The 13,539-nt window shown below is 66.0% G+C and carries 14 protein-coding genes; 1 reads left to right on the top strand and 13 read right to left on the bottom strand.

The features are described 5' to 3' along the window. Positions 1–5 precede the first annotated feature (5 nt). The 13 genes from RCF49_RS14205 to RCF49_RS14145 form a co-directional block, all read right to left on the bottom strand. A complete protein-coding gene (locus RCF49_RS14205; RefSeq protein ID WP_342640496.1) occupies positions 6–134 on the bottom strand; it encodes a DUF2274 domain-containing protein in 129 nt (42 codons plus the stop codon). Further along, on the bottom strand, positions 131–1,258 hold the full coding sequence (locus RCF49_RS14200) for a TrbI/VirB10 family protein (RefSeq protein WP_432807404.1): 1,128 nt from the start codon (positions 1,256–1,258) through the stop codon (positions 131–133). The genes RCF49_RS14205 and RCF49_RS14200 overlap by 4 nt, the downstream gene beginning before the upstream one ends. Positions 1,259–1,326: 68 nt before the next feature. Continuing rightward, complete coding sequence (trbG, locus tag RCF49_RS14195; protein WP_342640494.1) at positions 1,327–2,310, bottom strand: P-type conjugative transfer protein TrbG; 984 nt, start codon at positions 2,308–2,310, stop codon at positions 1,327–1,329. Continuing rightward, positions 2,307–2,996: a conjugal transfer protein TrbF gene (gene trbF, locus RCF49_RS14190; protein WP_342640493.1), complete on the bottom strand. Its 690-nt coding sequence runs from the start codon at positions 2,994–2,996 to the stop codon at positions 2,307–2,309. The genes trbG and trbF overlap by 4 nt, the downstream gene beginning before the upstream one ends. Beyond that, the gene (gene trbL / locus RCF49_RS14185) at positions 2,993–4,351 is read right to left on the bottom strand and encodes a P-type conjugative transfer protein TrbL (protein WP_342640492.1); all 1,359 of its coding nucleotides are present in this window, start codon (positions 4,349–4,351) and stop codon (positions 2,993–2,995) included. The genes trbF and trbL overlap by 4 nt, the downstream gene beginning before the upstream one ends. Positions 4,352–4,355: 4 nt before the next feature. Continuing rightward, complete coding sequence (trbK-alt, locus tag RCF49_RS14180; RefSeq protein ID WP_342640491.1) at positions 4,356–4,643, bottom strand: putative entry exclusion protein TrbK-alt; 288 nt, start codon at positions 4,641–4,643, stop codon at positions 4,356–4,358. Positions 4,644–4,663: 20 nt separating this feature from the next. After that, complete coding sequence (gene trbJ, locus RCF49_RS14175) at positions 4,664–5,422, bottom strand: P-type conjugative transfer protein TrbJ (protein ID WP_342640490.1); 759 nt, start codon at positions 5,420–5,422, stop codon at positions 4,664–4,666. After that, a complete protein-coding gene (trbE, locus tag RCF49_RS14170; RefSeq protein WP_342640489.1) occupies positions 5,419–7,857 on the bottom strand; it encodes a conjugal transfer protein TrbE in 2,439 nt (812 codons plus the stop codon). Before trbE ends, trbJ begins: the two co-directional genes overlap by 4 nt. A 13-nt stretch (positions 7,858–7,870) precedes the next feature. Then, positions 7,871–8,152 (bottom strand): VirB3 family type IV secretion system protein, encoded by a 282-nt coding sequence (locus RCF49_RS14165; protein WP_342640488.1) that lies wholly within the window; start codon positions 8,150–8,152, stop codon positions 7,871–7,873. Continuing rightward, the gene (locus tag RCF49_RS14160) at positions 8,152–8,484 is read right to left on the bottom strand and encodes a TrbC/VirB2 family protein (protein WP_342640487.1); all 333 of its coding nucleotides are present in this window, start codon (positions 8,482–8,484) and stop codon (positions 8,152–8,154) included. The genes RCF49_RS14165 and RCF49_RS14160 overlap by 1 nt, the downstream gene beginning before the upstream one ends. Then, positions 8,481–9,470, bottom strand: coding sequence for a P-type conjugative transfer ATPase TrbB (gene trbB, locus RCF49_RS14155; protein ID WP_342640486.1), 990 nt, complete (start codon positions 9,468–9,470; stop codon positions 8,481–8,483). The genes RCF49_RS14160 and trbB overlap by 4 nt, the downstream gene beginning before the upstream one ends. A gap of 166 nt (positions 9,471–9,636) precedes the next feature. Next, positions 9,637–10,077: a CopG family transcriptional regulator gene (locus RCF49_RS14150; protein WP_342640485.1), complete on the bottom strand. Its 441-nt coding sequence runs from the start codon at positions 10,075–10,077 to the stop codon at positions 9,637–9,639. A 3-nt stretch (positions 10,078–10,080) separates the two neighbouring features. Continuing rightward, the gene (locus RCF49_RS14145; RefSeq protein ID WP_342640484.1) at positions 10,081–12,072 is read right to left on the bottom strand and encodes a conjugal transfer protein TraG; all 1,992 of its coding nucleotides are present in this window, start codon (positions 12,070–12,072) and stop codon (positions 10,081–10,083) included. 280 nt (positions 12,073–12,352) lie between these two features. On the opposite strand from RCF49_RS14145, the gene RCF49_RS14140 reads away from it, so the two are divergent. After that, positions 12,353–13,450, top strand: coding sequence for a helix-turn-helix domain-containing protein (locus RCF49_RS14140; RefSeq protein ID WP_183319145.1), 1,098 nt, complete (start codon positions 12,353–12,355; stop codon positions 13,448–13,450). Positions 13,451–13,539 lie beyond the last annotated feature (89 nt).

Genomic DNA, 13,539 nt, shown 5'->3' with positions numbered 1-13,539 from the left:
CTGGTCTAAGAGACATGCTGACTGTTCGGAAAATCGGCATGAGCGACGAGATCGCGATGGAGAGCCCCCGACCGCTCGAACGCTAGCTTGATGGGCTTGTCTTCGATGATCGGGCCGAATGTCGATTTGTTCATTGCGCAGCTCCGTAGGGCTCGAGGACCAAATCGCGGGTGACGATAATGCGGACCGGGAAGCCTGGTCTGATGGTCAGCGTGGGAGCAACCTGCAACTGGCGACGGATGATCTGCTGGCCGGCGTCGTTGATCGTGTCCTGTGCGCCGTCGCGAATGGCGCGGATCAGGCGGTCCTCATCGTCGACGGCGAGCTCAGCGCCGACGGCGAGCAGCGTCGAGAGGCCAGCAGCCTTCGCCAGATCCCACCAGTGATAGTCCACGCCATCTTCGAGTCCGGCATAGCCTTGCGTGTCCGCTCCGGGCTGACGCTCCAGCACGATCGAGCGACCGTTCGGGAAGATCAGGCGATTCCAGACGAGCAGCACGCGGCGCTGCCCGAAACCGACATCGTTGCTGTATTCGCCGATGATTCGGGTGCCCTGGGGCACAAGCAGGACCCGGCCGGTGGGGCTGTCGTAGATGTGTTCCGTCACCTGGGCGGTGATCTGACCGGGCAGATCGGAGCGGATGCCGGTGATCAGCGCGGCTGGAATCACCGCGCCGGCCTGCAGCACAAAGGGCGATGCTGGCGGCATGACGCGATCTGAGGCGACGGTGCGCCTGTCGACGGCGGCGTTGAGGAAGGCGTTTTGCCGGTCCTGGGCAGTTGGGGCACCTAACTGGCCTGCAAGCCCGAGGCCGGCAAGATTTGGACTGGCGACGCCTGGAGAGGTTGCGGCAGCCGCTCCCGTTCTCGGGCCGGTCTGGAAGAAGACGCGGCTGGTCCGGGCCGCTTCTTCCTCGGCCAGACGGCGCTGTTCCTCGGGATCGACCTGCGGTGTCGCCATGGCCGGCGGCACGACCGGCCGGCCGCGGTTCTGGGCGTCGAGGATCGGCCGCCCGAGATCGCCGGGCAAAGCTGGGCCCAGTACCGGGCCGGTGTAGTCGCGCGGCAGGCCCGCGAGGCCATCGGCCGTCGGCCTGTTGTCGATGGAGTAGAGCTCCTCGTTCTCCGTACCGGCATCGCGCGTCTGGAGCGCATACATCAGCGCACCTGCGATGCCGATGCTGGCGATGAGGCCGACGCTGGCCAGAACTTTGCGCGACAGGCGCGTGACGCGCGGCGGCTCCGCACGCAGCCGCATGGTGGATGTGGAATCGACGGCGACGCCGGTGAGCGGAGCGCTCTCTTCGCTTTTTTCTTCGTGGTTGCTCATGACGTTGGCCTTCCGTCGGTACGAACGATCCTGACGGTCTGCTGGCGGTCGCCGCCGCCGAGACGCAGCTCGGCCGCGCCGAAGAGGCGATCGACGATCAGGATGTTCTGGTAGATGCGGCTGTTGACGATCTGGGCCTCGCCGTCCGATCCGATGACGAAGAGCGGTGGCATCTCGCCCTGCACGATGCCGCGCGGGAACTCGACATAGACCCGGCGTCCGTCGTCATAGACCGAGACCGGCCGCCATGGCGGCGTGTCGCCGGTCAGGCCGTAGCGATAGTTCCTCGCCGCAACGGCCGGAATAACCGGCGTGGCCGGAACGCTCTGCCGCTGACCGGCGGGCGGCTGCGGATAGGCCCACGCGACGGCAGGCATATAGGGGCTTTCGCCTGATTGCAGCTCGATCATGTAGACGCGGCGATCGGTCGTGACGACGAGATTGGTGGTGATGTCGGCGCGCGTCGGCTTGACGAGAATGTGGACGCGGCGGGCGGCGCCGCTGCCGCTCTCGGTATCGCCGATGATCCAGCGCGCCGTGTCGCCGGCGGCGATCGGGCCGGCGCCGGTCAGGCTCTCGCCCGGCTCGAGTGCAATATTGGTGATCTGGCCGGGGGCGGCATAGACCTGATAGAGCGCCCCTTCGCTCCAGGGATAGATCTGGATGGAATTGTAGTATCCCTCGCGCCGTGGCTGAACCCTTGCGGCGGCATTGGCGTTCTGGACGCGACCTTCCGGCGTACTGGCGGCGGTACCACCGCGCGCCGGCGTCCAGGCCGGCGGCACATGCAATGGGCGCGGCCGCTGGTCGGTGACGATCGCCGGCACGGCCGGAAGTGGCGGCACGTCGGCATCGTAGCTGATCTGGGGTGGCCGGTTGGTTGCACAGCCCGCAAGCATGGTGGCGGAAAGCAGGACAATCGCCAATGCGGGTTTACGGAAACGCTGAAAGGCGGGTTTGTTCATCGTCGGGCGGCTCATTGGCTCATCTCCCGCGACCAATTGATGGCGTTGACGTAGATCCCCAGCGGATTGGCGCGCAGCCGCTCGGCGTCGCGCGGCGTCTGGATCACGATCGTCAGGATCGCGGTCCAACGTTCGGTGGTGGAGAGCTGGCCGTTCTCGTAATGGCGCTCGGTCCAGGCGACGCGGAAGCTGTCCGGCGATGCACGTATGACGCTCGATACCTCGACGGCGATCTGCTGGCGGCCGACGCGGGTGAACGGGTCATTGGCGCGGGCATAGTCGTTGAGAGCGGCTGCGCCGCGGTCCGTGGTCCACTCATAGGCCCGAAGCCAGTTCTGCCGCACGATGATGGCGTCGGCCGGGATCGAGCGGGTCTGCTCGATGAAGCGCGCGAGGTGCCAGGCGATCTGGGGATCGGTCGGCCGATAGTCGGCCGATGCCGGGGCGACGGTCTGGGCCTGGCCGAGGTTGTCCACCTGCACCACCCAGGGAACTACGGTCCCGCGCGCCGACTGCCAGACAAGGGCTGCGGCAAAGCCGGCCGAGAGGATCAGGCTGCCGAACGCCATATAGCGCCAGTTCTTGGCCTGCACGCGGGCCGAGCCGATGCGCTCGTCCCAGACTTGCGCGGCCTTTTGGTAAGGCGTTTCTGGTTCCGGCGTCTTGCCGTAGTGGGTGGCGGGTCGTTTGAAGAGGCTCATGAGCGGTCACTTTCGGAAAGATTGACGGAAGAGCCGCCGCCGTGGCTGTCGCCGGACCGGACGGCGTGCGCGGCGGCTGAGATGCCGTGGCTGAGGGCCTGGCTGCGTTTCATGCGCTTTGCCCAGTCAGGGGCTCCATCGCGCTGAGGACTGACGGATTCGGCAGCCGCATCCGCGCCGCCAATGGTTCCCATGGTCGAGGAGCCACCGGTCACGCCGAAGCCGGCCTTGGCGCCATCGGAGAAGCTGGATTTGACGCTCTCGGATGCGCGGGCGGCGGCGCGCTTGAGCGGCGAGACAGCGGCCGATCCCGCGGCGCGCGCAACGCCGCCGAGGCCGGATGCGACGCCCGCGGCGCCGGACTGTCCCAGCGAGCCGAGGCTGTAGGCCGACGAAGCCGCACCTGCCGCGGCCGCACCGCCGCGAACAGCAGCGCCGCCGCCGGAGATCGCTGCCCCTCCACCCTTCACGGCAAGGCCCGCGGCGCCCCCGGCAGCAAGCGCTGCGCCACCGACGGCAAGGCCAGTACCGACAGCTGCGCCGGCGCCAAGCTGCGGCCCGCCCGACACGAGGCCATTGGCAATACCGGGGCCGAAGATGCCGAGGCCCAGAAGGGAAAGTGCTGCGAGCACGACGGCCATGGCGTCATCGATGGACGGTGTCTGGCCACCGAAGCCGGCGGTGAACTGCGAGAACAGGGTCGAGCCGATGCCGATCACGACGGCCAGAACCAGCACCTTGATGCCGGAGGAGACGACGTTGCCCAAGACCCGTTCGGCCATGAAAGCGGTCTTGCCGAACAGTCCGAAGGGGATCAGCACGAAGCCGGCCAAGGTGGTGAGCTTGAATTCGATAAGCGTCACGAAGAGCTGCACGGCCAGGATGAAGAAGGCGAGCAGCACCAGCGCCCAGGCGAAGAGCAAGCAGGCGATCTGGATGAAGTTCTCGAAGAAGGCGACCCAGCCCATCAGGTCGGAGATGGAATCGAGCAAGGGGCGAGCGGCATCGAGGCCGGTCTGAGCGACCTTGCCGGGGCGCAGGAGATCCTCGACCGTGAAGCTGGTGCCGGAGCCCCTCAGGCCGAGACCGGCAAAGCTATCGAAGACGATCTTGGCGAGGTTGTTCCAGTTGCCGATGATGTAGGCGAAGACGCCGACGAACAGCGTCTTCTTGACCAGCCGCGCGATGATGTCGTCGTCCGCGCCCCAGGACCAGAAGAGAGCCGCGAGCGTCACGTCGATGACGATCAGCGTGGTGGCGATGAAGGCCACCTCGTCGCCGAGCAGGCCAAAGCCAGAGTCGATATAGCGGGTGAATGTCCCGAGGAATGTATCGATAACGCCTGTTCCGCCCATCGACCTATCTCCCCTCGCCCGCGGCCGAAGGAGCCGGTTGCGGCGAACGGCCGAGGAATCGGTCGCGGGTTTCGGCCCAGACGCGCAGGCAGTCGGGATCGTTGGCGGCACTCTGCCCAAGCTGTTGGCACCGGCGTTGCGCCTCGCGCAACGGATCGCGTGCGGGCTCGATGAGGCGCACCGGCTCCGTTCCCGGAGCTTCTTCTTTTCGGGTCATCTCGATCGCCGTCGCGGTAATGGCGACGGCGACGAAGACGACGGCGCCCAGCCGGGCCAGCATCTTGCCATCCATGGCCGCCCCCTTTCGCCGTGTCAGTTGCCGTTGTTGAACATCTGCGCGTTGCCCGGCTGATAGCCGGAACCGGGCGTCAGGAAGCGGCGGCGCTGTTCGCGTCCCTGTTCGGCCGCAGCCGCGCGTTCGGCTTCGCTCAGCGCGCCGGCTCGGCCATTCGCCGAGATCAGGGCGATCAGGTCGGAGAGCTGCTGCGACTGGAGCGCGAGGAGCTGGTTGCCGGCCTGGGTCGCCTGGAGCGCGCCCGTCGCGCCCTGGCTCTGGCCGACCAGCGTCGCCATTTCGGCACGGTTCGTGTCGATGTTGCCGACCACGCCGGCTTGCACGCGCATGGCGTCCTGCAGGCTGCCCACGGTGTTCTGCCAGCGCGCGCGGGCGTCGGCGACGAGTTGCTGCTCCGTCATTGACATGGAGACATTGCCGTATTGCTGCTGAAACATCTGGTCGATGCGTTGGACATCGAAGGCGATGTTCTGCGCCTGGTTCAGAAGCTGCTGCGTGCGCTGGACACTCTGCTGGAGCTGCTGGAGTGAGGAATGCGGCAGGCTCGCGAGATTGCGGGCTTGGTTGATGAGCATCTGCGCTTCGTTCTGGAGGCTCTGAATCTGGTTGTTGATCTGCTCCATGGCGCGCGCCGCCGAGAGTACGTTTTCGACGTAGTTCCTCGGATCGAAGACGATCCACTGCGCGGCGGCGGGTGCGACGAGCACCGGCGACAAAGCGATGGGGAATGAAAGGAATGTTGCGGCAAGCAAGGCCGCGCGCGGGCGACGGATCATGATGGTGTCTCCAGGTTGGTGAGGTCGGGGATCAGGTCGACTGCCCAGTCGACGCCGCGCAGGCGCAGCCAGGCTGCGAGGAAGCCGTCGCGACCATGCTCGGCGAAGATGCGGGCGATGGCCGCCTGGTCGGATTTCGAGGATGCGGCGGTGAGCGCCAGTCCGACTTCGGAGAGACCGAGCTCGAAGAGGCGGTTGCCGCGCCGCGACTGGCAGTAATAGTCGCGCTTGGGCGTGGCCCGCGCGAGGATCTCGATCTGCCGGTCGTTGAGACCGAAGCGGCGATAGATCGCGGTGATCTGCGGCTCGATAGCGCGCTCGTTCGGTAGCAGCAGCCGCGTCGGGCAGCTTTCGATGATCGCCGGCGCGATCGCCGAACCGTCAATGTCGCTGAGCGATTGGGTGGCGAAGATGACGCTGGCGTTTTTCTTGCGCAGTGTTTTCAGCCATTCGCGCAATTGCCCCGCAAATCCTTCGTCATCGAGCGCGAGCCATCCTTCGTCGATGATCAGGAGCGTGGGCGAGCCGTCGAGACGATCGCCGATGCGATGGAAGAGGTAGGCGAGCACGGCTGGCGCGGAGCCCGTGCCGACCAGGCCCTCGATCTCGAACGCCTGCACCGAGCCCTGGCCCAGATGCTCGGTCTCGGCGTCGAGCAGCCGTCCGTAGGGACCGCCGACGCAATAGGAGCGCAGCGCCTGCTTCAGATCGTTCGATTGCAGGAGAACGCAAAGGCCGGTGATCGTCCGCTCTTCGACCGGCGCGGAGGCCAGCGAGGTCAGCGCCGACCAGAGATGCTCCTTGACCTCGGGCGTGATCGCGATGCCCTCGCGCATCAGGATGGCGACGAGCCAGTCGGCGGCCCAGGCCCGCTCGGGCATCTCATGGACGCGGGCGAGCGGCTGGAGTGAGACGGAGAAGTCCGATCCCTCGGTCAGGTCGCCGCCGAGGTCGTGCCAGTCGCCACCCATGGCGAGCGCGGCCGCCCGGATCGAGCCGCCGAAATCGAAGGCGAAAACCTGCGAGTTCTCATATCGGCGGAATTGCAGGGCCATGAGGGCGAGCAGGACCGATTTGCCGGCGCCGGTCGGTCCGACGACAAGCGTATGGCCGACGTCGCCGACGTGAAGGGAAAACCGGAACGGGGTGCTTCCCTCGGTTTTGCCGTACAGCAAGGGCGGCGACCCGAAGTGCTCATCCCGTTCCGGTCCCGCCCACACGGCGCTCAGGGGGATCATGTGGGCGAGATTGAGCGTCGAGATCGGCGGCTGGCGGACATTGGCGTAGACATGGCCCGGCAGCGAACCGAGCCAGGCGTCCACCGCATTGATGGTCTCGACCATCGCCGTGAAGTCGCGGCCCTGAATAACCTTCTCGACCAGCCGCAGCTTCTCGTCGGCGATACGGGGATCGGCGTCCCAGACAGTGATGGTGGCGGTCACGTAGGCTTGCCCGGCATAGTCGGCGCCGAGCTCCTGAAGGGCGAGATCGGCATCAGCGGCCTTGTTGGCCGCATCGGTGTCGACGAGCGCCGATGCCTCGTTGGTCATCACCTCCTTGATGATCGCGCCGATCGATTTGCGCTTGGCGAACCACTGCCGGCGGATCTTCGTCAGCAGCTTCGTGGCGTCGGTCTTGTCGAGCAGGATCGCCCGCGTCGACCACCGATATGGGAACGCCAAGCGGTTGAGATCGTCGAGGATTCCGGGTGTGGTCGCGGTCGGGAAGCCGATGATCGTGAGGATGCGCAGATGCGCATTGCCAAGACGCGGCTCGAGCCCACCGGTCAGCGGCTGATCGGCGAGCAGCGCGTCGAGATAGATCGGGGTTTCCGACACGCGCACCCGGTGCCGGTTGGTCGAGACGGTCGAATGCAGGTAGGTCAGCGTCTCGCTGTCATCGAGCCAGGCGCATTCGGGCATGAAGCCGTCGAGCAGCGCCAGCACGCGATCGGTGCGATCGATGAAACCGCGTAGGATCTCGTGCGGATCGACGCCGGCGCGGTCGCGTCCTTCGTAGAGCCAGGTCTCGGTGCGGGCGGCTTCTTCCGCCGGCGGCAGATAGGTGAAGGTCAGGAAATAGCTGGAGATGAAATGCGCCCCGGCTTCCTCAAACGCCGCCTTGCGCTCGGCGTCGAGGAGCGCCGAGGCAGGATCGGCAAAACGGCTTTCCGGATAGGTCGAGGCTTCGTGGCGCTGCGCCTCGACGAAGATCGCCCAGCCGGAGCCGAGACGGCGGAAGGCGTTGTTGAGACGCCCGGCAACGGCGACCAGCTCGGCGGCAACGGCACTGTCGAGATCCGGGCCGCGGAAGCGTGCCGTGCGCTGGAACGATCCGTCCTTGTTGAGGACGGCGCCCTCACCGACGAGAGCGACCCAGGGCAGGTAGTCGGCGAGGCGGGCGGCGGCGCGGCGATATTCGGCAAGGTTCATCATGATGGCACCGTCCTCAGACCGACAGGTGACCGGGGATGCGCAGGTGGCGCCGGCCGACCTCGACGAAGAGCGGATCGCGCTTGGCCGCCCAGACGGCGGCGAAGTGGCCGATGGCCCAGATCGCGAGACCGACCAGCCAGAGGCGCAGGCCGAGCCCTACGGCCCCCGCCAGCGTTCCGTTCATGATGGCGATGGAGCGCGGAGCGCCGCCGAGCAGGATGTGCTCGGTCAAGGCGCGATGAACCGGAACGGTGAAGCCTGGCACCGCGTCGAGCTGTTCGTACCCGCCCGCCATCAGACCAGCGCCCCGCCGCCGAACGAGAAGAATGACAGGAAGAAGCTCGACGCGGCGAATGCGATCGACAGGCCGAAGACGATCTGGATCAGCCGGCGGAAGCCGCCCGAGGTGTCGCCGAAGGCCAGCGTCAGGCCGGTGACGATGATGATGATGACGGCGATGATCTTGGCGACCGGTCCTTCGATCGACTCAAGAATTGATTGCAGCGGCGCTTCCCACGGCATGGACGAGCCAGACGCGTGGGCGGCGGGCGCGAGGACTAGGCTGGTATAGGTAACGGCGACGGCCGTCGCGACATGGCGGCGGATGCGAAGTGCATGGCGGTTCATGAGGGATCTCCTGCTGGGTTGGGGGCTTGCGTTGCGGGGGTGATGCGGTAGTCGTCCTCCGGGCCGAGACCCTCGACACGGGCAAGCTCGACGAGCCGGCGCTGCGATCCGCGCCCGGCAAGCACTGCGACGAGATCGATGGTTTCGGCGATGAGCGCGCGCGGGACGGTGACGACGGCTTCCTGGATGAGCTGCTCGAGACGGCGCAGCGCGCCGATGCCGGTGCCGGCGTGAATGGTGCCGATGCCGCCAGGATGGCCGGTGCCCCACGCTTTCAGGAGGTCGAGGGCTTCGGACCCGCGCACCTCGCCGATCGGGATGCGGTCGGGGCGCAGGCGCAGGGAGGACCGGACCAGATCGGAGAGCGTCGCCACACCGTCCTTGGTGCGCATGGCGACGAGGTTTGGCGCGGCGCATTGCAGCTCGCGCGTATCCTCGATGATGACGACGCGGTCCGTGGTCTTCGCCACTTCGGCGAGCAGTGCGTTGGTCAGTGTAGTCTTGCCGGTCGAGGTGCCGCCGGCGACGAGAATGTTTGCGCGCGAGGCGATGGCCGCGCGCAGCGCCTCGGCCTGATCCGCCGACATGATGCCGCCGGCAACGTAGTGATCGAGTGTGAAGACAGCGATGGCAGGCTTGCGGATGGCGAAGGCAGGCGCCGCAACGATGGGTGGCAGCAAGCCTTCAAACCGCTCCCCCGTCTCGGGCAGTTCGGCGGAGACACGCGGGCTACCCGGATGAACTTCGGCGCCGACATGGTGTGCGACGAGACGGACGATGCGCTCGCCATCGGCGGGCGCCAGTCGTTCGCCCGTGTCGGAGAGACCTTCGGACAGGCAGTCGATCCAGAGCCGGCCGTCGGGATTGAGCATCACCTCGACGATCGACGGGTCTTCCAGAAACCGGGCGATCGCCGGCCCGAGGGCCGTGCGCAGCATGCGCGCACCGCGCGCGATCGCCTCCGACTTGTGGTGAGATGCCGCCATGTCGTCCCCTTGTGGTCAGGGACCGTTCAGCCGGCCCTGGATCGGGGACGATTAAAAGAGCCTGAAATTGGGCTGTTTCAACAAGTCTTTGTCGTAGTAGTAGCCTAGCGTGCAAATACAGGCGAACGGCGGCGCAGCCTTAAGTTTGAACTGTGTATGACCATGACTATTGGTCGATGTCCTCGGTCGAGCCTGCCTCAGATTCGGGAACGACATCGTCCGGAATCTCGCGCAGGAAACTTTGCCCCTGCTGCAGGCGTCGGCCGAGCGTTTCGATAAACCCCTCGTAGCGTTCCCGCCCCTTCACCTGAGCTGCGGCCTGCGCCTCACCGGCGAGCGGCGGCGTGACGGAAAGCCAGAAGCGCACGAACAGGGCGAGTGTCTCGGCGGTGACGCCGAGATCGCGCTCCAATCGCTGCACTTGCCGTGTCAACCGATCGAGACGGCGGGTGAGCGCGGCCTCGCGCTTGTCGGCGCCATCCGGCGACAGGAAGGAGGCAACGGCCGCCTCGACGATCGCGGAGCGCGAAATCTTCTTGCGATCGGCGAGGTCGGCGATCTGGCGCAGCATGTCGGGCGGGAAATACACATTCATGCGGTCGCGCATGGTTCAAAGCTCCATATTGTCGTTGGGGTCCATGGCGACCTGGCGAGCGATGCCGCTCATCCGGCGTCGCAGCGCCTGGCGCTGGCGGGCGGCGTCCTCCGGCTCGTCGTCGAGAAGGGCCGTAAATTCTTCGGCCGGATTCTGCTCCGTCGTCTCCTTGACGATCGCGACGTGCTCGGGCAGCTCGGGCTCGCGTCGCAGGCCGCTGTTGGCGGCGTCCTGCTCGGCCTTTCGGATCTCGGCCAGCAAGGCCGCGTCGGGTGCTTGCGGCTTCAGCTCCGTCCAGGGGTCCTTTCGCGCGGTTCGGCTTGTCTTGGCCGGATCGGGCGGTGGTAGCACCCGCTCGGCGAAGCGCTTGTCCTCGAAATAGCGCGCCTTCTTGGCCCGGATCGGCGGCGTGGCCGCCAGCATGACGATCTCATCGGTGGGCGGAAGCTGCATGATCTCGCCCGGCGTCAGCAGCGGCCGGGCGGTTTCGGAGCGCGAGACCATCAAATGCCCTAGCCACGGCGACAGCCGATGGCCGGCATAGTTCTTCATCGCCTTCATCTCGGTCGCGGTGCCGAGCGCGTCCGAGACGCGCTTCGCCGTGCGCTCGTCGTTGGTAGCGAAGCTGACGCGCACATGGCAGTTGTCGAGGATCGAGTTGTTGGCGCCGTAGGCTTTCTCGATCTGGTTCAGGGACTGGGCGATCAGGAAGGCCTTCATGCCGTAGCCGGCCATGAAGGCGAGCGCGCTCTCGAAGAAGTCGAGACGGCCGAGCGCTGGAAACTCGTCGAGCATCATCAGCACGCGATGGCGGCGCGTCTCGGCATGTAGGTCCTCGGTCAACCGCCGGCCGATCTGGTTGAGCACGAGACGGATCAGCGGCTTGGTGCGCGAAATGTCCGAGGGCGGCACGACGAGATAGAGGGTGGCCGGGCGCGCATCTTCGATCAGATCGGCGATGCGCCAGTCGCAGCGTCGGGTCACTTCGGCAACGACCGGATCGCGATAGAGCCCGAGGAACGACATGGCCGTCGACAGCACGCCGGAGCGTTCGTTGTCGGATTTGTTGAGGAGTTCGCGCGCCGTCGACGCAATGACCGGGTGTGGGCCGGCTTCGCCGAGATGCGGCGTGGTCATCATCGCCGCAAGCGTCGTCTCGATCGGACGTTTCGGATCGGACAGGAACCCGGCGACGCCGGCCAGCGTCTTGTCCTTCTCGGCATACAGAACGTGGAGGATCGCGCCGACCAGCAGCGAGTGGCTTGTCTTTTCCCAATGATTGCGCTTTTCCAGCGAGCCTTCGGGATCGACGAGCACGTCAGCGACGTTCTGGACGTCGCGCACCTCCCATTCGCCGCGACGCACCTCGAGCAGCGGATTGTAGGCGGCTGATTTAGGGTTGGTCGGATCGAAGAGCAGCACGCGGCCGTGCTTTGACCGGAAGCCGGCGGTGAGCTGCCAGTTCTCCCCCTTGATGTCGTGAACGATGGCAGAGCCCGGCCAGGTCAGCAGTGAGGGAACCACCAAGCCCACGCCCTTGCCGGATCGGGTCGGTGCGAAGCACAGGACGTGCTCGGGACCGTCATGACGCAGGTAGTCGCGCTCGAGTTTTCCGAGCACGACGCCGTCGGGGTTGAGCAATCCTGCCGCCTTGACCTCGTCGCGCTTAGCCCATCGCGCGGAGCCATAGGTCTCGACATTCTTCTGTTCGCGGGCGCGCCAGATCGACATGCCGATGGCGACGGCAATGGCGATGAAGCCGCCGGATGCTGCGATAATGCCGCCTCTGGCGAAGACGTTCGGCGCGTAGACGTCGAAGAAGTACCACCACCAGAAGATCGCCGGCGGATAATAGATCGGGGCGCCGGCGAGTACGAACCAGGGCGTGCCGAGCTGCGCCTGATAGCCGAGCTGCCAGGCCACATACTGCGTCGCGCCCCACGTCGTGACGAGGACGATCAGGAAGACGGTGAGGATCTGGCCCCAGAGTATTTTGGTGGCGGACATGGGTGTGCTTCCGGGCAAATACCCGGCAGATCGAGCCTCGAAACCGCCATGACAAGAGCGAGAATAGAACTGTCGAATAAACGGATAGCATAGCGTGCATATCGGAAAAGCTGGTGCGTTCGCGATGTAGCATAGGGCCGAGAAAGATGTTGGGATTGCGCAGTTTTGGTTGGTGGCGGTTCTCAGTCTCCACGGGGCTGTGCGCGGAGTTCCGAGTCATCCTGATCCTTGTTAGGGTGAAAGCATGAAGCTCGCTGGCTGATCGGGAATGGAACGGCCCATGGGTGAAGGCCTCCAAAAGGGGGACTGGGAGCGCTTCCGTGCCTTGGGGAGCGTGCCGGAGGGGATTCGGGAAGTCGTGCTCGGATCATGGATCCGGTCGCGCAGTGATGGAGGGCTGTATTCGCTTCAGCAGGCGCCATCCTTGGCTCTGGATGAACTGAACCGGCGCCGGTCGAGGAACTGGCGCCTGCGCCGAGCGGCAGAGAGCGCGGTGCGACAGGCGGGCGACATGCTTGAGGATGCCGGCGCCATGCTCCTGCTTTGCGATGGCGGCGGCGTCATTCTCGAGGCGGCGGGCGACGCGCGCATCCGGTCGCGCGGCGAGGAGAACCATCTCCATCCCGGCGGACTGTGGGCGGAAACTGCGATCGGCACCAATGCGATCGGCACGGCGCTGCATCTGGGCGCGCCTGTCACCATCGGCAGCGTCGAGCATTTCTGCGAGGCGATCCAGCGTTGGTCCTGTGCGGCGGCGCCCGTGCGAGATCCGGTGGACGGGCGGGTTCTAGGCGTTGTGGATGTCTCGGCCCCGTCCGATGAACACATGCGGCAGGGCGCGGCGCTCGCCGTCGGTCTCGCGCTGCAGATCGAGGAGACGCTGCGTGGAACGATGTTGCAGGAGCGCGAGCGGCTCATCAGACGGCTGCTCGATGCGGCAGGGTCCCTTGACCGCGACAGGATCCTGGTTGACCGCCACGGCCGCAGGATCTGGGCTTCGCACGACAGCAGGTGGATCGATGCAAGGCTCGTCTCGGTCGCCGATCTGCTGGATGAGGCGAGCCTCCATGAGGATGCCCGCGTGCTTGCCGAACGGATCCGCGAGGGCCTGCCCGACGCCGACGTGGAGGTGATCTCGGAGGAGGGCGAAGTGCAGGGGTTGATTATTTCTTTCGCGGATCGCCGAGGGGGACAGCGCCATACCGAGCGAGAGCGGTCTGACAGCGGGGAAACGCTGCGCGATCGCGAACGGGCCCATGTTCTCGACACGGTCGCCGAATGCGACGGCAATCTGAGCGAGACGGCGCGGCGTCTCGGGATTTCACGCTCGACGCTCTATCTCAAGCTCGAGCAATATGGCGTCTCGCGTCGGCGCTGAATCAGGCTCCACGATTCAGGGATGAATTCGTTCGTCTTCGGCGCGCGTCTGCCAGGCCCGCCTGTCCGAAAATCGGACAGGCGGGGTCG

It is taken from the genome of Rhodoligotrophos sp. CJ14, assembly GCF_038811545.1.
GTDB lineage: Bacteria > Pseudomonadota > Alphaproteobacteria > Rhizobiales > Im1 > Rhodoligotrophos > Rhodoligotrophos ferricapiens.
Note: the sequence above shows the minus strand (reverse complement) of the source record. Positions and strands in the feature narration are given on the sequence as shown.

Excerpts from the sequence above, each read along its gene's own strand:
- RCF49_RS14205 (WP_342640496.1), bottom strand. The coding sequence starts at position 134 with ATGAACAAATCGACATTCGGCCCGATCATCGAAGACAAGCCCATCAAG.
- RCF49_RS14200 (WP_432807404.1), bottom strand. The coding sequence starts at position 1,258 with ATGCGGCTGCGTGCGGAGCCGCCGCGCGTCACGCGCCTGTCGCGCAAA.
- trbG (WP_342640494.1), bottom strand. The coding sequence starts at position 2,310 with ATGAGCCGCCCGACGATGAACAAACCCGCCTTTCAGCGTTTCCGTAAA.
- trbF (WP_342640493.1), bottom strand. The coding sequence starts at position 2,996 with ATGAGCCTCTTCAAACGACCCGCCACCCACTACGGCAAGACGCCGGAA.
- trbL (WP_342640492.1), bottom strand. The coding sequence starts at position 4,351 with ATGGGCGGAACAGGCGTTATCGATACATTCCTCGGGACATTCACCCGC.
- trbK-alt (WP_342640491.1), bottom strand. The coding sequence starts at position 4,643 with ATGGATGGCAAGATGCTGGCCCGGCTGGGCGCCGTCGTCTTCGTCGCC.
- trbJ (WP_342640490.1), bottom strand. The coding sequence starts at position 5,422 with ATGATCCGTCGCCCGCGCGCGGCCTTGCTTGCCGCAACATTCCTTTCA.
- trbE (WP_342640489.1), bottom strand. The coding sequence starts at position 7,857 with ATGATGAACCTTGCCGAATATCGCCGCGCCGCCGCCCGCCTCGCCGAC.
- RCF49_RS14165 (WP_342640488.1), bottom strand. The coding sequence starts at position 8,152 with ATGGCGGGCGGGTACGAACAGCTCGACGCGGTGCCAGGCTTCACCGTT.
- RCF49_RS14160 (WP_342640487.1), bottom strand. The coding sequence starts at position 8,484 with ATGAACCGCCATGCACTTCGCATCCGCCGCCATGTCGCGACGGCCGTC.
- trbB (WP_342640486.1), bottom strand. The coding sequence starts at position 9,470 with ATGGCGGCATCTCACCACAAGTCGGAGGCGATCGCGCGCGGTGCGCGC.
- RCF49_RS14150 (WP_342640485.1), bottom strand. The coding sequence starts at position 10,077 with ATGCGCGACCGCATGAATGTGTATTTCCCGCCCGACATGCTGCGCCAG.
- RCF49_RS14145 (WP_342640484.1), bottom strand. The coding sequence starts at position 12,072 with ATGTCCGCCACCAAAATACTCTGGGGCCAGATCCTCACCGTCTTCCTG.
- RCF49_RS14140 (WP_183319145.1), top strand. The coding sequence starts at position 12,353 with ATGGGTGAAGGCCTCCAAAAGGGGGACTGGGAGCGCTTCCGTGCCTTG.